Origin of the sequence: Pseudofrankia saprophytica (assembly GCF_000235425.2) — a bacterium.
In the GTDB taxonomy this organism is placed as follows: Bacteria; Actinomycetota; Actinomycetes; order Frankiales; family Frankiaceae; genus Pseudofrankia; species Pseudofrankia saprophytica.
The window spans coordinates 3,698,356-3,718,197 of record NZ_KI912266.1 but is presented as its reverse complement, the minus strand read 5'-3'; the positions used below and the strand labels follow the sequence as shown (position 1 = coordinate 3,718,197).

Annotated in this window: 16 protein-coding genes; 9 read left to right on the top strand and 7 right to left on the bottom strand. The window is 70.1% G+C overall.

The window, feature by feature from the left end:
• The first annotated feature begins 417 nt into the window (after positions 1 to 417).
• On the top strand, positions 418 to 1,650 hold the full coding sequence (locus FRCN3DRAFT_RS0215485; protein WP_007512442.1) for a radical SAM/SPASM domain-containing protein: 1,233 nt from the start codon (positions 418 to 420) through the stop codon (positions 1,648 to 1,650).
• Positions 1,651 to 1,700: 50 nt separating this feature from the next.
• Here the strand turns inward: FRCN3DRAFT_RS0215485 and FRCN3DRAFT_RS0215480 are convergent, their stop codons facing one another.
• A complete protein-coding gene (locus FRCN3DRAFT_RS0215480; RefSeq protein ID WP_007512444.1) occupies positions 1,701 to 2,504 on the bottom strand; it encodes an MBL fold metallo-hydrolase in 804 nt (267 codons plus the stop codon).
• A gap of 324 nt (positions 2,505 to 2,828) precedes the next feature.
• Complete coding sequence (locus FRCN3DRAFT_RS0215475; RefSeq protein ID WP_007512446.1) at positions 2,829 to 3,434, bottom strand: hypothetical protein; 606 nt, start codon at positions 3,432 to 3,434, stop codon at positions 2,829 to 2,831.
• 184 nt (positions 3,435 to 3,618) lie between these two features.
• Here FRCN3DRAFT_RS0215475 and FRCN3DRAFT_RS0215470 point away from each other — a divergent pair, with 184 nt between their 5' ends.
• Positions 3,619 to 4,743, top strand: a complete 1,125-nt coding sequence (locus FRCN3DRAFT_RS0215470; protein ID WP_007512447.1) for a YeiH family protein — start codon at positions 3,619 to 3,621, stop codon at positions 4,741 to 4,743.
• A 14-nt stretch (positions 4,744 to 4,757) separates the two neighbouring features.
• Positions 4,758 to 5,825 carry a LysR family transcriptional regulator gene (locus FRCN3DRAFT_RS0215465; RefSeq protein WP_007512449.1) on the top strand — a complete coding sequence of 356 codons (1,068 nt, stop codon included), beginning with the start codon at positions 4,758 to 4,760 and terminating at the stop codon, positions 5,823 to 5,825.
• 59 nt (positions 5,826 to 5,884) lie between these two features.
• Here FRCN3DRAFT_RS0215465 and FRCN3DRAFT_RS0215460 read toward each other — a convergent pair whose 3' ends face one another.
• The 3 genes from FRCN3DRAFT_RS0215460 to FRCN3DRAFT_RS0215450 form a co-directional block, all read right to left on the bottom strand.
• Entirely contained in the window at positions 5,885 to 7,054 is a 1,170-nt protein-coding gene (locus FRCN3DRAFT_RS0215460) for an RNA ligase RtcB family protein (protein ID WP_007512451.1), read from the bottom strand.
• 351 nt (positions 7,055 to 7,405) lie between these two features.
• Positions 7,406 to 8,638 carry an ABC transporter substrate-binding protein gene (locus tag FRCN3DRAFT_RS0215455; protein ID WP_035928026.1) on the bottom strand — a complete coding sequence of 411 codons (1,233 nt, stop codon included), beginning with the start codon at positions 8,636 to 8,638 and terminating at the stop codon, positions 7,406 to 7,408.
• Between the two features lie 209 nt (positions 8,639 to 8,847).
• Positions 8,848 to 10,413, bottom strand: coding sequence for a carboxylesterase/lipase family protein (locus tag FRCN3DRAFT_RS0215450; RefSeq protein WP_007512454.1), 1,566 nt, complete (start codon positions 10,411 to 10,413; stop codon positions 8,848 to 8,850).
• 366 nt (positions 10,414 to 10,779) lie between these two features.
• Between FRCN3DRAFT_RS0215450 and FRCN3DRAFT_RS0215445 the strand changes: the two genes are divergently transcribed.
• The 4 genes from FRCN3DRAFT_RS0215445 to FRCN3DRAFT_RS0215430 all read left to right on the top strand — a co-directional run bounded on the left by FRCN3DRAFT_RS0215445 (position 10,780) and on the right by FRCN3DRAFT_RS0215430 (position 14,050).
• Positions 10,780 to 12,327 carry an alpha/beta hydrolase domain-containing protein gene (locus tag FRCN3DRAFT_RS0215445; RefSeq protein WP_007512456.1) on the top strand — a complete coding sequence of 516 codons (1,548 nt, stop codon included), beginning with the start codon at positions 10,780 to 10,782 and terminating at the stop codon, positions 12,325 to 12,327.
• Positions 12,328 to 12,455: 128 nt separating this feature from the next.
• On the top strand, positions 12,456 to 13,103 hold the full coding sequence (locus tag FRCN3DRAFT_RS49500) for a TetR/AcrR family transcriptional regulator (protein ID WP_007512459.1): 648 nt from the start codon (positions 12,456 to 12,458) through the stop codon (positions 13,101 to 13,103).
• 273 nt (positions 13,104 to 13,376) lie between these two features.
• Positions 13,377 to 13,838 carry a VOC family protein gene (locus FRCN3DRAFT_RS0215435; RefSeq protein WP_232794051.1) on the top strand — a complete coding sequence of 154 codons (462 nt, stop codon included), beginning with the start codon at positions 13,377 to 13,379 and terminating at the stop codon, positions 13,836 to 13,838.
• Between the two features lie 5 nt (positions 13,839 to 13,843).
• Positions 13,844 to 14,050: a hypothetical protein gene (locus FRCN3DRAFT_RS0215430; protein ID WP_007512462.1), complete on the top strand. Its 207-nt coding sequence runs from the start codon at positions 13,844 to 13,846 to the stop codon at positions 14,048 to 14,050.
• A gap of 248 nt (positions 14,051 to 14,298) precedes the next feature.
• On the opposite strand, the gene FRCN3DRAFT_RS0215425 is transcribed toward FRCN3DRAFT_RS0215430, so the two are convergent.
• On the bottom strand, positions 14,299 to 14,811 hold the full coding sequence (locus tag FRCN3DRAFT_RS0215425) for a hypothetical protein (RefSeq protein ID WP_131803632.1): 513 nt from the start codon (positions 14,809 to 14,811) through the stop codon (positions 14,299 to 14,301).
• Positions 14,812 to 15,130: 319 nt separating this feature from the next.
• Between FRCN3DRAFT_RS0215425 and FRCN3DRAFT_RS0215420 the strand changes: the two genes are divergently transcribed.
• Positions 15,131 to 15,538 (top strand): DUF6069 family protein, encoded by a 408-nt coding sequence (locus tag FRCN3DRAFT_RS0215420; protein ID WP_007512466.1) that lies wholly within the window; start codon positions 15,131 to 15,133, stop codon positions 15,536 to 15,538.
• Between the two features lie 168 nt (positions 15,539 to 15,706).
• On the top strand, positions 15,707 to 18,313 hold the full coding sequence (gene rph / locus FRCN3DRAFT_RS0215415) for a rifamycin-inactivating phosphotransferase (RefSeq protein ID WP_007512467.1): 2,607 nt from the start codon (positions 15,707 to 15,709) through the stop codon (positions 18,311 to 18,313).
• 60 nt (positions 18,314 to 18,373) lie between these two features.
• Here the strand turns inward: rph and FRCN3DRAFT_RS0215410 are convergent, their stop codons facing one another.
• Positions 18,374 to 19,717 carry a cytochrome P450 gene (locus tag FRCN3DRAFT_RS0215410; RefSeq protein ID WP_007512469.1) on the bottom strand — a complete coding sequence of 448 codons (1,344 nt, stop codon included), beginning with the start codon at positions 19,715 to 19,717 and terminating at the stop codon, positions 18,374 to 18,376.
• Between the last annotated feature and the right edge of the window lie 125 nt (positions 19,718 to 19,842).

Below are 19,842 nucleotides of genomic sequence, written 5' to 3'. Positions count from 1 at the left end.
AGACGTGCAGGTGATTCCAGCGGAGTCGTCCGAACCACGCCTGCCGCGAGGGCCTGGCCGTGACGAGCAGATAGGCCGTGAGCGGGACGACGCCATCGCGCGACGGCTCGCGGAGGAAGAGGACGCCGAGCGCGACGACACGATCCGTCTCGGTACCGACCGTTCTCCTTCCGGTTTCCCGCCACCCATCGCGCCGTCTCCCGACCCTCATCGGCTCGGCCCGCCGCCGGCGCCGGTCTACGGGGCACCGCCTCCACCGCCGCCGCCGTTTCCACCGCCTCCCATGCCGCCACCGCCGTTGCCACCACCGCCAGCGCCGGTCTACGGCGGTCCGCCGCCCTGGTCCCGTCAGGGCTATCCGCCGTCGCCTGGACCTGTTTCGGGATGGCGGCGGCTGCTGGACCGGCTGCGCCGTCGATGACCACCCCGCGTCGCACCTACGCGGTGTGGGAGCTGACGCTCGCGTGCAACCTGGCCTGCGGGCACTGCGGTTCCCGGGCGGGCCAGGCACGTCCGGCGGAACTCACCACGGCGCAGGCCCTCGACGTCGTCGCCCAGCTCGAACAGGCCGGCGTGGACGAGGTGACCCTCATCGGCGGTGAGGCGTTCCTGCGGCGCGACTGGCTGACGATCGCCGCCGAGATCACCCGTCGGGGAATGGCCTGCACCATGACCACCGGCGGATATCGGATGAGTGCGGCGATGGCCCGGGGTCTGCGGGCGGCCGGCATCGAGCAGTGCTCCGTGTCGGTCGACGGCATGACGGCCACGCACGATCGGCTCCGCGGCCGTACCGGCTCGTGGGACTCCTGCTTCGCCACCATCCGGCACCTGCGCGCCGCCGGGGTCACCGCCACCTGCAACACCCAGATCAACCGACTGACGGCGCCGGAACTGCCCGAGCTGTACCTCGCCCTGCGCGCCGCCGGGGTCGCCGCCTGGCAATGGCAGCTGACCGTCCCGATGGGAAACGCGGCCGACCACTCCGAGATGCTGCTCCAGCCGGTCGAGCTTCTCGACGTCTTCCCGATGCTCGCCCAGGTCGCGCGCCGAGCCGCGGCGGACGGCATCCGCATCCACGCGGGCAACAACGTCGGCTACTACGGCCCCTACGAACGGCTGCTGCGCTCGCCGGAAGGCACGGCATTCTGGTCGGGATGCCAGGCAGGGCTGACCACGCTCGGCATCGAGGCGGACGGCACCATCAAGGGCTGCCCATCGCTGCCCACTGGCGACTACGCGGCCGGCGACATCCGCGAGCGGGGACTGGTCGACCTGCTACGGGACGCACCCCAGCTGGCCATCAACATGACCGCCGGAACCGACGCCGCCACGGAGAACACCTGGGGGTTCTGCCGGTCCTGCGAATACGCCGACGTGTGCCGCGGCGGCTGTACCTGGACCGCGCACACCTTCTTCGGCCGCCCCGGCAACAACCCCTACTGCCACCACCGGGCGCTCACCCACCAGCGGGCAGGCACCCGCGAACGGCTCGTCCAGACCACACCCGCCCCCGGTACCCCCTTCGACCACGGCCTCTTCGAGATCGTCCAGGAAGAGCTCACCGCGCCGTGGCCCGCCGACCAGCGCCCCCGCCTCGCCCCCGAGGACATCCACTGGCCACCAGCGTGGGACAAGACGCGTCGTTGAGGAGTCGATTCCTCCGTCGCCGAGACTGTTTCCCCGGCGACGGGCCGCCTTCATCGCGCGATGCGCTGAAGTTGCCGTTCGTGCACGCCGGGAAGCCAATCCTTGCCGTACGCCGTCGGGCCGAGCCGCGGGTCGCTGGGAACCTCGGCATCGCGCAGGGAATGCAGGTACGCGCGATCCTGGTCGATCCGTGCGTGTACCTGACCACCTCCGCCGACGGACCCGTGACCCGGGATGACGACATCGACGCCGCCCGCCACGCCCTCGAGCAGCCGCAGCGCGACGAGGCAGTCCTCGACCGGGTCAGTGGTGCTGTTCAAGTCGAGCATAGGAATCAAGATGTCGGAAAGCATGTCGCCGGCGACGAGAACCCCGCGTCCCTCAATCAACAGCGCTGCATGGCCCGGGGCATGCGCTTGATGCTCGACAATCCGGACCTGCGGGCCATCCCAAGGAATCTGCGTCTCCCCGGCGGGCAGGCCGGTGATGACTCCGAGCAGGTCCAGCGGTACCTGCTCGGCGATGTCCGGCGGTATCAGCGAGGCGACGAAGGCCTTCGCGCGCGCGTCCGACAGCCGTTCTCGGACAGTGGACGCGCCGCGGGCCGTACCGTAACGAGGCGCCACGCCGAGCCGGGCGTCCCAGAGCAGGTGGTCCCAATGCGGATGCGTCGAAAACCCCGCCACCACAGGCTGGCCCAACTCGCGGAGGTCGTTCGCGAGGCAGGCGATTTCGTCGCCGGTCACCCCAGGGTCGATGAGCAACACGCCAGCCCGGCCCTGCACCACGATGGTGTTGCTCTGGAGGAACTCGCTCTCGTGGATCAGCACGCCCTCCACGACCTGCCTCAACACCGGTGGCTCCCTCCGCTTGTGGTTGCAACCGCTTGTCGGGAGCCTAGTGCCCGGCGCTCTGGCAAGAGTTCATGGACGAACCGCGCCACGCGCACCTTGGCTCCGGCACCCCACCGCGATCGCCCAGCGTTCGCGAGCGCCTGAACGCGGCCTACCGCGCTGCTACCAACTCCTCGTAGCCGTCAGGCAATCGACCATGTCCAAGGGCGACGACGGACGCCGCCCGAACCGCCTCACCTGTGGACCCCATGCCGACCCGGCAGCCCGCGACAGCGACCTCACCCGAGCAGAACAGGTGCCAGTCCCGCCGGCTACCGGTGCGTGCTAGCGGGCGACCACGCGCACGCCGATAGCCGCGGCTCTCGGGAAGTCGGGAGAATTGCTTACCACGACCGCTTCGTAGTCGCCGATCGGGAACGGTGGCGCCTCGCCGTTCTCGCACCGGGGCAGCGACGACCCGGCTACCGACGTCGACTCGTCCGAGGAGCAGCTGATGTACGTCGTGCGGATCGAGAGATCGAAACTCGTCGTGCCGGGCGGGAAGACGAGTGGCCGCAGTTCACACATCAGCGTGTAGGCGAACTGGACGGGCATCCCGGGTCGTTGGAGGCCGACCGTCCAGGCCGGGTGGCAGCCGTTTTTCTCTGTGATGCCGATGGCCTCGGTGGAACGATTGGTGACCGTGAGCGTGCCGGCAATCTGGCCGCCTTGAGCGACACTGGTCATGTCGAGGGCGATCTGCGCTGACAGCGTCGGCCCCTCGGCCGGCGGCTTGATGTCAGCCGGCGCATTGGTACTGTCCGCCGGCGCGACGGTGCCGGACGAGGTGAGCGAGGTCGCTCCGGTGGTTTCCGAGCAGCCGACCGCGCCGATGGCGGCGACGAATCCGATCAGCGTGACGATTCTTGCGTAGCGGGTCAGCCGCCGCACAGTTGTCCCCTCAACATCTCACGGTTCCACGACTCACAGAGGTCGAGTAGCCGGAGTTTTCCAGGCTGTAGCCCCATATGACAATGTTCGGCTAGTCCACGGGATCCAGCCATAGGGATTCCCTATGCCCATCCCTGGCAGTCGGTCGGTACCGAGGGGCCCGCGGCCGGCTGAGGCTGGGTCCATGACCACCGTCCCCGCCGGGCAACGCCATGTCGTCCGGCCCGCGCGGCTTCCGCCCACCGTGTCCGCCGTCTCCGGCGTGTCCGGCGGGCTGGCGTTCGCCATCGCGATCGGACTGGCCGCGACCGCCGTCGGCGTGGCCAGCCCGGTGATCGGCGCGCCCGTCGTGGCGGTCGTCGGGGGCGTCCTGCTCAGCCCACTCGCCCGGCGATGGCGGCGCGTCCTTCAACCGGGTCTCGACGTCGCCCGGACCCGGCTGTTGCGGGCGTCCGTCGCCTTGCTGGGCGCGCAGCTGTCCCTGGGTGAGGTGGCCGACGTCGGGGTGGCCTCGCTGCCGGTCATGCTGACCACCCTCGCCGTCTGCGTGGCCGGTGCGGCGCTGCTCGGCCGATGTCTCCAGGTCGGCCGTGACCTGCGCATCCTCATCGGGGTCGGGACGGCGATCTGTGGGGCGTCGGCGATCGCCGCCACGAGCCCGACGATCAGAGCCAAGGACGCCGACGTCACCTACGCCGTCTCGACGATCTTCGTGTTCAACGTCGCCGCGGCCCTGGTCTTCCCGCCGCTCGGGCACGCGCTCGGCCTGAGCCCGAGCGGGTTCGGCCTGTTCGCCGGGACCGCGGTCAACGACATGTCCTCGGTCGTCGCCGCGGCCAGCGCCTACGACCCGGCCGCCGTCCAGCAGGCGGTCGTGGTCAAGCTCGTCCGCACACTCATGATCATTCCGATCGTGCTGACGCTGGGCGCGCTCGCCTGCGACCGCGTGGCCCCTTCCGGCCCAGACGGTGGGCCGTGCCACCGGCCTCGCGGCCAGTCGCGCCGCCAGCCGCGGCACCGGTCACGTCGCCTGCTGGCCGTGGTGCGGCGCGGCGTCCGCCTCGTTCCCGGGTTCCTCATCGCGTTCGTGCTGGTGGCGTCGGCCAACTCGGCCGGGCTTCTCCCCGCCGCGAGCCACGAGCCGCTGCATCGCGCCACGATGATTCTCGTCGCCGTCGCCCTAGCCGCGACCGGCCTCGCCACGGACGTCGCGGCGCTGCGCCGCACCGGGTACCGGCCGCTCCTGCTCGGTCTGCTGCTGTGGGTCACGGTGAGCCTGACCAGCCTCACCGTCGCCAGGGTGGTGTGACACGCTGTCCGGCGATGTCCCTCCCGAGCTGGGCCACCGACCTGGCGACGCTCGACCTGCTCCTGTCCGTCGCCGAGACCGGCAGCGTCGGCCGCGCCGCCCAGGCGCACGGCATCAGCCAACCCAGCGCGAGCGAACGGCTGGCCCGGCTGGAACGGCGTCTCGGGGTGCCACTTCTGGTCCGGACCCGGCGCGGCAGCACGCTGACCCCGACCGGCGAGGCCGTCGTCGCCTGGATCCACCCGGTCGTCGACGCGGCCCAGACGCTGGCCGACGGCGTGCTCTCACTACGGGCCGACCAGCGGGCCCGCCTACGCATCACGGCCAGCCTGACCGTGGCCGAGTACCTGCTGCCCCGTTGGCTGCTGGTCCTGCGGCGCGGCCACGCGGATCTGGAGATCTCGGCCAGCGTCGCCAACAGCGAGGACGTCTGCGCGGCGATCCGCTCCGGCCGGGCCGACCTCGGCTTCGTCGAGTCGCCCGACGTCCCGGCCGACCTCGGCCGCCGAGTGGTCGGCACGGACGGCCTGGCGCTGGTCGTGGCCGCCCGCTATCCCCTGGCCGCCCGGGCCGAACGGGATCTGCGCGCCAAGGATCTCACCGAGGTGCCGCTCCTGCTGCGCGAACCCGGCTCCGGCACGCGCGAGACGTTCCTACGCGCTCTCGCCGGCGCGCTCGGTCGCACTCCGCCCATCCAGCACGTGACCAGCCTGGGCTCGACGGCGACGATCCTGGCCACCGTCCGGGCGGGCGGCGGCGTGGGCGTCGTGAGCGCCCGGGCCGCGGCGGCCGGCCTGGCCACCGGCGAGCTGGTCCGGTTGCGGGTGGCCGACCTGGAGCTGGTCCGACCGCTGCACGCGGTCTGGTCCGGTCACGCGCCGACCCCGCTGGCCGCGGAACTGATCGAACTCGCGATCGGCCGGCTCCCCTCCACACCTCGGCCGGGGCAGTCTCGGCCAGCCAGAAACAGCCGGGCCGGACCAGGCGCCGCCCCGGAGCCGACCGAAGGGCCACCAGACCCGACCGAGGCCTCTGACCAGCGAGAACATCGCCTGATCAGGCACAGGCCAGATGGCGGCTGATCACTGCCCAGTGGCCACGATCGATCCGCGATCCGCGATCAGCGATCGACGCGACGACGTCACCGCCGGCCACGCTCGCGGCGGTGGTTCTGGCGGTCCGGGAGGTCGGGCGTCTTGTAGGTGACGAGGGGGATCGTGGTGGCTATGGGGGTGGCCAGGCCGTGGCCGACGAGGTCGGCGATCACCTGCTCGATGCGCTTGTAGGCCGTCGGGGCCTCCTCGAAAAGGAGCTGACGGTCGCCGCAGATCACCAGCGACCCCACCGGGGTGCGGCGCAGCTGCTCGACGGTGTGCTTGGCCCGGCCCCGGCGCAGCGCGTCGGCGCGCGACATCTTGCGGCCCGCGCCGTGTGCCACGGAATGGTTGGCCGCCGCCCCGGCGTGGGCGGCCACCAGGTAGGAGGCGGTGCCGCGGGTGCCGGCGACGAGCACGTCGCGGCCATCCCCGGGCGCGGCGCCCTTGCGATGCAGGTAGACCCCGTCGCGGATCTCGACCAGGTTGTGGCACTGGTCGACGACGGCTTCGGTGGGTTCGGTGCCCAGCGCGTGGGCGACCCGGGCGGCGATCAGTCGGCGGTTGAGCGACCCCCAGCGCACGGCGTCGTCGTGGGCCGCCAGGTAGGCGGCGGGGTCGGGAGCGGGGCCGGCGCCGTGAACCTCGGTGTGCGCCCGCAGGATCCGTTCACCCAGCCCGCGGGAGCCGCTGTGGACGACGAGCACCAGGTCCCCGACGGCAAGCCCGAGGCGGCCCGCGTGCTCCAGCTCGTCGACGGTGGCGATCCGCGCCAGCTCGACGAAGTGGTTACCTCGACCGACCGTCCCGAGGCCGTCGCCATGGCCGGCGGGAATGTCGCCCCGGGCGGCGTCCCAGGCGGGGTCGTCGACATCCCGCTCGGGATCGAGCGCGCGGTCGAGGTCCGGGAAGCGCCTCGCGAGCTTCTCCGGCGCGGCGCGGCCAAGCCTGATGGGGAACACGGCGATACCGCAGCCGATGTCGGATCCCACCAGCGTCGGGTACAGCACGCTCGACGCCATCGCGGCACCGATCGGGGCACCCTTCCCGGGATGCAGGTCCGGCATCCCGGCAACATGGATCATGCCTTCGAGGGCGGCCACCTGGTGGCACTGCGCGACGGCGTCCGACTCGATCCAGCTCGCGGGCGAGGCGAACACGGTGACCGACGCCGAATCCCTGACCGTCGCGGGCGGGCCGGATCGCTGCGAGGTCACCTGGCTGGAATGTCGCTGAGACAAGAAGGATGCTCTTTCACCAGGAGGGGAACATGACCGACACCCGCGGTGCGGACTGGCACCACGGAGAAATAGCGCTGTCGGTCAGAGCATCATGCGATCACCTTCCCGGAACCCTCCGGGCATGGCAAGCGGTTTACCTGGGGGCGACGACGGGGGCAGGGCTGATGCGGGCCGTCGCTGGTGGTGATCGCGCTCGCTGTCTTCCGTTCGCCCGTGGCGATCGACACCGTGCCAGAACCCCGTTTGGCTGTCGCTCCACGGATGGCCTGGCAACGAGGCCGCGGGACGTGTCCGCGGCCGGGTACTGGCACGGTGCCGAGGTGACGCTCAGTCCGGGATCGGCGTGTTACCGAGGACCTTGTAGTCGGCGGGCTGGCCCTTGTCGTCCAGGGTCGACGCCAGGCCACCGCGGACGCAGACGGCCTGCTGGTCGGGGATGGCCTTGCCGTTGCAGCGGAACTTGAGGCCGCCGGCGCCGGGCAGCTCGGTCTCCTTCATCGCCTTGATGGTCGAGGTGATTGTCGCCGACGTGATGTCGCCTGTGATGCCCTGCGTCGCCGTCTGGAGGCCGGCGAGGAGCGTGAACATCGTCAGGCTCCCCTGGTTGCTGGTGTCGATGTCCTTGCCATAGGTGTTGGCCACAGCCAGGAACAGGCGCATCGACGGGCTGTCCGGGCCGATCGGCGCGGTGGCGCTGACGACCATGCCCTTCAGCGTGCCGCCGGGCACCGCCTTGCGGGTGGCGTCGGTGATGCACTGGGAGATGGCGCTGATGGTGCCGGTGAAGCCGACGGCCTTGAGGCCGTTCATCGCGCTGATGCAGAAGGCGTCGTTGCCGATGATGAAGACCTCGTCCGAGCCGTTGTCGGCGATCTGCTGCATCTGCGGCGTCATGTCGGCCGTACCCGGCGCTACGCGGACGAGCACATAGCCGATGCCGGCCTTCTCGAACAGCGGCGGCGCGACCTCCTGGGCAGAGTGCAGGGCGGCCGGGACGTCGATGACGATGGCGCTGACCTTCTTGTTGCCCTTGTCCTTGGCGACCTGGATCGGCAGATCGATGACCGAGAAGGTCGGGTCACCCAGGGAGAAGGTCGTCGGGCTGGACAGCAGGCCGGGGTCGCTCGAGCCGTAGACCATGACCGGGACCTTGGCGTCGTTCAGTGGTTTCCAGGCGCTCTCGACGACGCCGGACGTGCCGATGATGACCGCGGCGACCCCGTCATCGATCATCTGGTTGCCACAGTCGGAGGCCTTGGACAGGTCGCCGAGGGTCTCGCAGACCGTCAGCTCGACCGGCCGGCCGCCGATCCCGGCCCTGTGCTCGTTCAGCCATTTGACGGTGGCCTGCGCGATGCGGGCCTCGTCGCTGGCGTCCGCGACGGGGTTCGCCCCTTCTGAGATCAGGCCGATCTTGACCGGTGCACCGGTCGCCTTGGAGATCGGACCGAGGACGTCCGCCTGGCTGGCGGAGCCGCTCGCCGACGGGGCGGCGGAGCCACCCTTGTCGTCGGAGCCGCCGCCGCAGGCCGCGACGACGCACAGGGCGGCGGCCATCATCGCGGCGGCGGTCGAGCGTAAGCCGGCCGGGCAGGTGTTTCTCCAGATGTGTTTCACTTTTCTCCCTGATCGTAGGATCGGCCGCGAAAGGGGCCGAGCTTGCCGCGAATCCATTGCGAGGTGCCTTCCATGAGTCGACTGCGCTTTGGTCATCCACCGGCTGCGTCGGCATCAGAACCGCGACGCGCCAACCTCCGACCGGACGTCGGTCACCCGAGGCCGACGGTGACGATGTCCTGCCAGGCCCGCCGTTCCGCTCCCATCGGGTCGGGCTCGACGCGGGACTCGACATCGAAAATCATGGTCGGCCGGTTGGTGGTGTCGTAGGGGGGCCAGGTCGCCAGGCCCTGGTGGTTGGGGTCGCCTTGGCGCGCAAGGGCGACCAGCGAGCCCGCCATGGCCTGGACGAGCGGAGCGGCGTGCGGACCGTCAAAAGCGGGCCCCACGCTGACGTTGTCGAAGAAGTACCACATGTCACTGCCGTGCCCGGCGCGCACGACACCGTCGGGACTACGCCTTCCGAACGCGTAGAGATAGACATACGGGGGCAGGCCGCCACCGGCGAGGAGCGCCTCGGCGATCCGCACCGTTGGGATCCGGAAAGCGTGGTCGGAAGCGATCAGCAGGTAGAGCGAGACAAGACTGTCATCGGGTTGGGCACTGCGGTAGGCGGTGAGCACATGGTCGGTGTCGTCGCCCAGGAAGCCCCGCAGCCGCCCCATCAGGAACGTGTCATCGGCGCTCCATACCTCAGGTGTCCCCAAAAACGGTTCCAGTTCGTGCGTCGTGCAGCCGAGTGCGACGCGCACGTCAGCGGCGGAGCCGTCGGCGATCGCGTCCACGGGATCGCGCGGAAGACTTGGGCATCGGGCCGGGCTGAACCGCCCACGCATCTCGGTGATCGCCCGCAGGCCCAAGGGGTGGGACAGTTGTGAGTTCACGAGGGTCATTACGTCAAGCTTGCGCAGGGCATCGACAGCGGCGTCATCGGTCACGTCAGCGAGCCCCGTGAGCTGCAGCGTAAGGTCCGTCAGCTCCCGTGACTCCGCTGGGGGCATGCAGTCGAGGAAGGCGCCGCTCATGGCGAAGGCACGGTGGAACAGGCCCCGAGCCGCCGACATGGCGAGCAGCACGCTCACCTTCGCGCCGCCCCCGGACTCGCCGAAAATGGTTACATTGCTCGGATCACCACCGAACGCGGCGATGTTGTCGCGGACCCACTCGAGCGCCGCGACGATGTCAAGCATGCCGGCATTGGCCGAGTCGGCGAACTCGTCGCCCAGGTGGGACAGGTCGAGAAAACCCAGCGCACCGATCCGGTGGTTGACTCCGACCATGACCACGTCGTTGTTGCGAGCGAGATTCGTGAAATCGTAGAGCGGCCAGGACGCCGAACCGATGGTGAAGGCGCCGCCGTGCAGCCAGACCAGGACTGGGCGCCGCGCACCCGCGCCGGGCGCGCCTACAGCCCCGGTCGGCGCCCATACGTTGAGGACCAGGCAGTCCTCGCCCAACTGACGCTCGTAGTTCCAGATCCCGGTCATCCGTTCCATGTCGATCGGTCGGCTGGCTCCGGTGACCTCCTCGCTGGACGGCTGTGGGCAGGACGGCCCGTAGGTCAGACAGTCCCGCACGCCGGACCACGCGGGTGCCGGGCGGGGCGGGAGGAACCGGGCGTCTCCACCGGTGTCATCGCCGTAGGGAATGCCCTTGAAGGAAACGACGCCATCGTTCTCAGCGCCACGGACAGCGCCCGACGCGGTCTCGGTGATCATTTCATGGATCCTCTCGCTGTACGCCGCTGGCCTGAGGCACCGTTCGCGGACCTCCCGCATCAGGGCGGTCGAGCGGATCGGTGAGCGGCCTGACTGTCCGACCCAGGCACTCGATCCCGAGCGCCGGCGCCGCGCGTGGAGCGCAGCGTAGGACCCACAGCGGCACTCGCGAACACCACGATTCCGCTGAGCGGAAGAACTCCCGCCTGACATCCACGCCGCCAGGCGCGCCACGGTCCATCGCGCGTCGACAGCGTGGCGCGGTCTTGACCACCCTTCCACTATGGCACTAGTGTCGCATCTCTCGCGACGGGTCGTTCACATCTCCTTGGTGGCGCTCGCCGGCCGAACACCTCGGGAGTCCGCATGAGCCGAATCAGGCCGGGTCGACTAGCCGTGTTCCTGCTCGCCGCCGGAGCGGCCTTACCTGGCCGTACCGCGCGCGGCGACGGTGGCGATGGCGGCGCGGCCGCCGGCACAACGACACCGACCGGCAACGCGGCCGAGCTGGCCGGGGTGACCGTGACCGGGCCGACAGCCAACGGCGAGCGCCCGAACCCCTTCTCGCTGCCGGTGTTCGACCTCGACGGCTACGGATATTCCGCGCGGGAGTACTTCTTCGGCGGCGACGCCGTCTCCTACGCCCCGGCGCCTGGCACGCAGCTCGGCACGGACGGCCGGTGGGCATTGCAACCGTCTGGCACGGCGCCGTTCAGGTCCCGGATGCTCGTCCTGCGTCCGAGCGATCCCAAGAAGTTCAGCGGGACCGTCTGGCTGTCTTGGCTCAACGTGACGGCCGGATTCGAGATTGGCGACTTCACCCGCGCGAGTGTGCGCGAAGGCGACGCCACCGTGTACGTGTCGGCGCAGAAGATCGGCCTCGACGGCGTTCCTGGCGCCGAGGGGAACGGGCTTAGAAGGTGGGACCCAAAGCGGTACGGATCGCTCGCCCATCCCGGGGACGACTTCTCCTACGGCATCTTCACGAAGGCCGCGCTCCTCGTCGGGCATGACCGCGGAAAGCTGCCGGTCGACCCGATGGCCGGATTCGACGTCAAGCACGTGTTCGCCACCGGTGCGTCCCAGTCCGCCATACGCCTGACCTCCTATCTTGACGGCGTGCAGCCACTGAGCAATGCGCTCGACGGTGCGCTCCTGATCGCCAACTTCGGCCGTGCGGCCAGGGTCGACACAGGCTCGGACACCGACGACGCGGACACGCTTCTCACCCGGCCGCCCGTGCGCATCCGGGACGACCTCGACATTCCCGTCATTCTCGTGAGCACCGAGACCGAGGCCGAATCGATCTACCCCGTGCGCCAACCGGACTCGGCCACCTTCCGGTACTGGGAGATCGCTGGCGCGGCCCACGCCGGCGCCGGCGCCGACAGCATCGGGGACGTGGTCACGCTCTTCGTGCGCGACGGCCTCAAACTGCCCTCGGGCGACCTCGGATCGACGTCAGGAGCGGTCGGCGCGACGTCGGCTCCGAACTCCCTCGACTGGCTGCCAGTCATATCCACGGCCCGCGTCGGCCTGACGGAATGGGCATCTGGGAACACCCCACCGCCTGTCCTGCCTCGCATCTCCCTCGGCGAGAACCCACCGCGCATCGAGCGAGACGAGTACGGCAACGCACTCGGCGGCATCCGGATGCCCGAGCTGGAGGTACCCGTCGCGACCTACAGCGGCGTCGTACCGGGCGCATCCGCGATGGAATCCCTGTTCGGGTCGATGTCCAACTTCTCACCCGACCGCCTGCACTCGCTGTACCCGGACGGCCAGGCCTATCTCACCGCCTACAACCACGCCGTCGACGAGGCCGTCAGCGCCGGATACCTCCTGGCCCAGGACGCGGACTCCATCAGGGCGGCCGCGGCAACAAACGCAGCCAAGCTTTTCCCCACGAGCTAGGCCGCTCGGCGCCGGCACAAGCTCGCTCACGTCGGTGACCCGGGCCGCTGCGCCGACAGGTGGCACGGACCTGCGAGCGTCACGACGTCGAGCGACGAGACCATGCCTGGTCGGTAACATGTCGCCGCGTGTCAGCTGCACCGACCCGCGAGCGAGACCCGACGGCGAAACGGGCGCGCATCGCCGCCGCGGCCCTGAAGTTGTTCCAGACCCAGGGCTACACCGACACGACGATCGACCAGATCGCCGCCGCCGCCGATGTCGGCCGCCGCACCGTCTTCCACCATTTCGCGACCAAGGAAGCGATCCTGGTGGACCACCTCGTCGTCCGGCGAGAGGTCGCCCTCGCTCGTCTCGCCGAGCGGCCAGCCACCGAGGCGCCGCTGGGAAGCCTGCACGCGGTCCTGCGGGAACTGTGCGACCAGGGCTACGACCGAGGCCTGCTGACCCAGATTCGCGCCGTGCTGACGACCGAGCCACGACCCACGATCGAGCCACTTCCGCTGGGAATCGGCGGGTTCATCAGGACGGCCACCGAGATCCTCCTCGGTCGTGCCGGCACCCGCTGGTCCTCACTCGAGATCCACGCGGTGGCTCTGATGGCGATGAGCTGGTTCACGACTGCCACCCACCTCTACCTGACCGAGGACCGACCGTCACTCGTCGCCTGCTTCGATGAGGTCGTCGCCGCATGCGCCGACGCGACCGCCACCCTCGCCACGGCCGTCCCGCCGCCGACGGACAGTCAGTCGCCGACGCCGCCGAGCGGATGCTGATCGTCGGTTCACTTCAGCGACCCCACGAGCTTGATCGCCATCCGCGCCCTCCCGTGGTCGCGATCCGGCCCGGCGGACAACCATGGGAGGGCACGGACGGCGATCATCAACCGGGCCGGCGGACCGCGCCCACCTGAACAGGCCCGCCGCGGCGAGAACAACCGCCGGCCCCTTCTCCACCCACCTCGTCAGGCCATCGCCCGACTTGGGCCAACTGAGCCCTGAGAGACGCGGGCCACGCGAAGATGAGCACGCCAATCGCACCACCTCCGTGTGAACGAGGTAGCCGACATGGACATGAAGCTCGAGGTCGTCGTCATCCCTGTCTCCGACGTCGACAAGGCCAAGGAATTCTATGTGTCGCTGGGGTGGCGGTTGGACGCCGACTTCGCCACGGACGAGCCGTTCCGCGTCGTCCAGGTGACGCCACCCGGGTCGCCGTCCTCGGTCATCTTCGGTACCGGCCTGACGACCGCCACGCCGGGTTCCGCGCAGGGCCTGCACCTGGTCGTCAACGACGTCGAGGCGGCCAGGGCCGAACTCGCCGGGCTTGGCGTCGACGTGAGCGAGGTCTTTCACGACGCGGGCGGCGTGTTCCACCATGCGGGAACGCAGGGGCGGGTGCCCGGGCCGGATCCGGAGCGTCGCAGTTACTCGTCGTTCGTCTCCTTCAGCGACCCGGATGGCAACGGCTGGGTCGTTCAGGAAATCACGACCCGGCTTCCCGGACGCTAAGGCCGATGAACGTCACGGCACTGGCCGGACTGCTCCGCGAGGCGGAGGAGCATCACGGCGCCTATGAGGCAGTCGCTCCCGCGCACCACTGGTCGGACTGGTACGCCGCCTATATCGTTGCCCGCGACGCCGGAGCCGCCCCGGACGTGGCTGTCCGCGAGGCCGGCGCACATCTGGAGTCGTTGCTGCGAGGAGATCAGAGCACAGCCTGATCCGTCCCGGTCAGGACCACGGGACGCTCGGGCCCGCCAGGACGACGAGACTGCGCTTCCCGCCCGGGCGGGCCGGCGACCTCGGTCCGGCCGGCGCGGCATGCCGGGCGTGCCGCGCCGTCCGCTCTCCCCTCCGCCGTCGAACGCGCCGTCGCCCGCCGCCACGCCACAACCTGCGCCGACCATGATCAACCCGAGGTGTGGCCAGCGCGGAGATACTCAGGCAGGCCGCGGGCGCGATCCGAGATTCATTTCTTAGGATCTTTGATGGCCAGTCCCAGGAGCAGCATCGACAAGATCAAAACCACGAACAGCCCGACGAGCATCAGCGGCAAGGTGATCGCGACGCTGAGCACCGGATGCAGCCCCCAGCCGTGCAGGCCGATGTACAGCCAGGAGCCCAGGGCAACCATGGACAGGCCGAACATGGCCATGGCGCCGGCGCCGAAGGAAGCGGCGACATAATCAAACAGCCGCGGCGGGGCGGATGTCTCGGAGTCCCGCGCCAGGCCCAGCGGGCGAAACGCCGCGTAGACAAGGCCCAGGACGATGAGATCCGCGACGGCCGCGGCGAGAAAGAGGAGTATCGCCAACCCCAACGACGGCTCGAGATAGCCAGCTATCAGGATGAGCTGGCCGAGGGCGAGGGTGGCGCCCAGGGCGTACACGCAACCGGCCCTTCCCGCAGAAGCCAGCCGCGACCGTTTTCGATAGTGCAACACGTCGCGCGCCCAGCGCTCCAACCGGCTGAGCGCTGACACGGTAACACGTTTCCATCCCCCGAGGAATGCCTCCCGTCCACCATCGACGGCGCGAGATGGTCGCCTCGTACCGGCCGGCGCGGGCCTGGCGCCAGGAACCGTTCACCGGCATTCCCGGCCGGCGTTCGGCCATTCGGCCACCACGTGGCGACACAGCTTCGGCCGGTCCTGGAGCGATGAAGTCGGATCCGTTTCCCGACGGCACCAGGCGGAGGATTCTCAGAAGACTTTCGCCGGACCTGTCGATCGGGCCCGGTCGCGTTCGTAGCTCTGGTGAGAGACCGGCACCGGGCCGGTCGCCACCGCTACGGAGGCCACGATGGCCGTCACCCCCACCGCCACTGTCACCACGAAGACCGGCCCGCTCGTCTGGACCGGTGTCGCCGCCGCTGTCGTCGCGAGCGCCGCCACCACGACGGTCGCCGCCGCCGGCCATGCGGCGGGGATCAGCCTCGACATGAGCGGCGAGGCGATCCCGGTGCTCGGGTTCGCCATGCTGACCGCGGTGCTCTCGCTGGTCGGGCTGGTTCTCGCCGTGGTGCTGTCGCGCGTGACGCGGCACCCGCGCGGCATCTTCATCCGCACCACCGTGGTGCTCACCGCGCTGTCTCTGGTGCCGGATCTGCTGGCGGACGCCACCTGGGTCACGAAGCTGCTGCTCATGACGACCCACCTGGTCGCCGCCGCCATCGTGGTGCCGGCCGTGGCTCGCCGACTCCCTGTCTGAGACAGGACCCGTCGAGGCAAGACCCGCCCGAGGCAAGGAGATCCCACTCCTTGCCATCTTCAACGTACAGCGGCCTGGGGGGCTTGCCGCAAGACCCGGGTCGCGCCGCAGAATCGTCGGCCTGACCAGCAGCGGACAACGAAGCACGGCTGCCCCGGAGGTATGGCGATGAGCGAGCAGTACGTGTTGGATCTTCAAGAGGTTGACGAGACGCAGGTCGCGGTCGTCGGCGGCAAGGGCGCGCACCTGGGGGCGCTGTCGCGGATCGAAGGCATCCGCGTGCCGGCTGGCTTCTGCGTGACGACGGACGCCTTCCGGCGGATCGCGGCGGAGGCGCCGTCGATCGACGATCGGCTCGATCAGCTGTCGCGCCTGGACCCGGACGACCGGGAGACGATCCGCGCGCGCAGCGCGGAGATCCGCCGGACGCTCGAAGGGATCGCCATCCCGGGCGATCTCACGGCGGCGATCACCGGCTCGCTCGCCCAGCTCGGCGAGCAGGCCGCCTACGCCGTCCGATCCAGCGCGACGGCCGAGGACCTGCCGACGGCGTCGTTCGCCGGCCAGCAGGACACGTACCTGAACGTCGTGGGGCCGGCGGCGATCCTCCAGCACGTCAGCCGTTGCTGGGCCTCGCTGTTCACCGAGCGGGCCGTGACCTACCGCCAGCGCAACGGCATCGACCACCGCACCGTCCACATGGCCGTGGTCGTGCAGCGGATGGTCTTCCCGCATGCGGCCGGCATCCTGTTCACAGCCGACCCCATCACGTCCAACCGGAAGGTCGCCTCTGTGGAGGCCAGCTTCGGCCTCGGCGAGGCCCTGGTCTCCGGCCTGGTGAACCCGGACGTCTTCACGGTGCGCGACGGTGAGGTCGTCGCGAAGGCGGTCGGCGCCAAGCAGCTCGCCATCCACGTCTCGCCGGCGGGCGGGACGCAGGAACAGGCGATCGCCCCGGAACGGCGGGAACAGCCGGCGCTGACGGATGCGCAGGTCGTGCGGCTCGTCCAGCTCGGCCGGCGGATCGAAGCGCACCTCGGCCGCCCTCAGGACATCGAGTGGTGCCTGGCCGACGACGGTTTCCAGATCGTCCAGAGCCGGCCGATCACCACGCTGTTCCCCATCCCCGAGTCCGGCGACCGGGAGAACCACGTCTACCTCTCCGTCGGCCATCAGCAGATGATGACCGACCCCATGAAGCCCCTGGGGCTCTCCTTTTGGCAGATGACGACCCCCGCCCCCATGGCCGAGGCCGGCGGCCGCCTGTTCGTCGACGTCACCCAGAGGGTGGCCTCGCCGACGAGCCGCGCCGGCCTCCTGGAGCTCATGGGGAAATCCGATCCGCTGACCGCGGACGCGCTGCAGACGATCCTCGAGCGCGACGGCTTCATCCGGCCGCTGCCAGACGAGGGTCCCCCCGGCCCGCTGTCGGGCGGCGCGTCAGCCCCGATCGAGACCGATCCGGCCATCGTCACCGAGCTGATCGGGCGCAGCGAGGCATCCCTCGCCGCCTTGGAAAGTGACATCCGGACGAAGTCGGGAGAGGCGCTGCTCGACTTCATCCGGGCGGACATCCAGGAGCTGAGGCGGATCTTGTTCGATCCGCGGAGCCATCAGGTGTTCATGTCGGCGATGGATGCCACGTGGTGGCTCAATGAGCGGCTGGAGGCGTGGCTGGGCGAGAAGAACGCGGCGGACACGCTCACGCAGTCCGTGCCCCACAACATCACGTCGGAGATGGGGCTGGCACTGCTCGACGTCGCTGACGCGATCCGCCCGCATCCGGGCGTGGTGGCGTTCCTGCGGCGCGTCGAGGACGAGGGTTTCCTGGATGAGCTGCCCAAGCTCGCGGGCGGGCGGGCGGCGCGGGACGCCATCGAGGCCTGGCTCGACAAGTACGGCATGCGCTGCGTCGGCGAGATCGACATCACGCGGCCGCGTTGGAGCGAACGCCCCTCCACGCTCGTGCCCATGATTCTCGGCAACATCAGGAACTTCGAGCCGGGAGCCGGCGAGCGGCGCTTCGAGCAAGGGCGGCAGGAGGCCTGGAAGAAGGAGCAGGAGCTGCTGGAGCGCTTGCGGGCCCTGCCGGACGGGGAGCGCAAGGCCGAAGAGACGAAGCGGATGATCGATCGGGTCCGGACCTTCATCGGGTACCGGGAGTATCCGAAGTACGGCATGGTCAGTCGCTACTTCGTGTACAAGCACGCCCTGTTGGCAGAAGCCGAGCGCCTCGCCCAGGCCCACGTACTTCGCGAGCGGGAGGACATCTTCTACCTCACGTTCCAGGAGCTCCACGACGTCGTGCGCACGAACCGCGTGGATGCCCAGCTCATCGGCCGACGCAAGGACGCGTTCAGGTCGTATCAGGCGCTCACGCCGCCCCGGGTGCTCACGTCGGATGGGGAGGCCATCACCGGGGCCTACCGGCGCGACGGCATGCCGGCCGGCGCGCTGCTCGGCCTACCGGTCTCCGCCGGGACCGTCGAAGGGCGGGCCCGCGTCATCCTGGACATGGCACGGGCCGACCTCGAACCGGGTGACATCCTCGTCACGGCTCACACGGACCCCAGTTGGACGCCCCTCTTCGTCGCCATCGCGGGCTTGGTGACGGAGGTCGGAGGACTGATGACTCACGGCGCGGTGATCGCACGGGAGTACGGACTGCCCGCCGTCGTCGGCGTGGTGGACGCCACCCGGCTGATCCCCGACGGGCAGCGGATCCGCGTGCACGGAACCGACGGATACGTCGAGATCCTGCCATCCCCTCAATGAAGTCAATGAAGTTCAGACTGCTGAGAACCACGCTCAGGACGGCCGGTGTGGCCGCTCAGGTCAGGTGATCGCTTCGAGCTGGACGGGCAGACCGTCACGCGGGACCGGGAGCGGGAACCGGTCGAGGGAGAGCCGGTAGCCCGCCGGCAGGCTCCACCGGTAGCGCAGCAGCAGTTGGTGCAGGATCGCCTTGACCTGCTGGCCCGCGAAGTGCAGGCCGATGCAGGTGTGCGCGCCGCCCCCGAAGGGCTGCCACGCGTGGGGGTGCGCCTTGTCCTCGCGGCGGTGCTCGGCGAAGCGCTCCGGGTCGAAGCGCTCCGGATCCGGCCAGTATTCGCGCATCCGGTGGCTGAAGGCCAGCACGACGGCGACGAGGGTGTCAGCCGGTATCGGCACACCCAGCACGTCGACGTCGCGGACCGTCCGACGCACGAGGAGCGGCACCGGGGTGATCAGGCGCAGCGACTCCCTCATCACCATGTCCAGCGCCGGCAGCCGGGCCAGGTCGGCGTGGTCCACCGCGTCCGTGCCGAGGGCGCGTGACTCGTCGCGGCAGCGCTCCTGCCACTCCGGATGCCGGGCCAGAAAGTAGATCATGCTGGTCATCGTGCCCGTCGACGTGTCGTGCGCCGCCGCCATCATGAGGATCATGTGGCTGACGACGTCGTCGTCGGTCAGCGAGTTGCCGTCCTCGTCCCGAGCCCGGCACAGGCGGCTGAACATGTCCGGGCCGTCGCCGGCCCGCCTCGCCGACACCTGTGGCCGTAGGAACTCCTCCAGCCGCCGGCGCGCGGCCAGGCCACGGGACCAGCGCAGCCCCGGGACCGGTACCCGGACCACCGAGGCCGCCGCCCGGAGGCAGTCGAACAGGTCCGCGTTGAACCGGTCGGCCTCCGGGCCGAGCCGCTCCCCCATGAAGATCTCGGTCGCGAGCTCGAGGGTCAGCTGCTTCATCGCCGGATAGACCCTGAACCGCTCGTCCGGCCGCCAGCCGGCCAGGCCTCGCGCGATGGACGGGTTCATACCCGCCAGGTAGTCGCGCAGCCGGTCGGGGGCGAAGGCGGCGGCGATGATCCGGCGATGGTGGCGGTGCTCGTCGAAGTCGAGCATCGTCAGCCCGCGGCGGAAGAACGGCCCGGCGAGCAGCTCCTGGCCGGGGCCGTTGGCGAAGGCCCGCTCCTGGTTGCGCAGGGCCACGCCCGCGGCGTCCGCGCCGAGCATGGTCACCACCCGCAGCCCGAACGTCCGCTCCCACGACACCGGCCCGTACCGGTCATAGCGTGCCCGCCAGTGCGGCGCCGGGTCCCGCAGGTACCGCAGCGTGTACCCGACCAGCGGCGGACCGCCGTCCCCAGGCAGCCTCGCGTCGCCACCCCGCCACAGGTCAGCGCCGTCAGCGCTCATGAACACGCCCACCAGCCGGGCACGTCCGGTCCCCGCCGAGCCCGGCCGGCGGTGTCTCCTGGGCAGCTGTCCCCCACACGGGCCGACGGTACGTCAGCCAGCCCCCAATCCGAACCGCGACGACC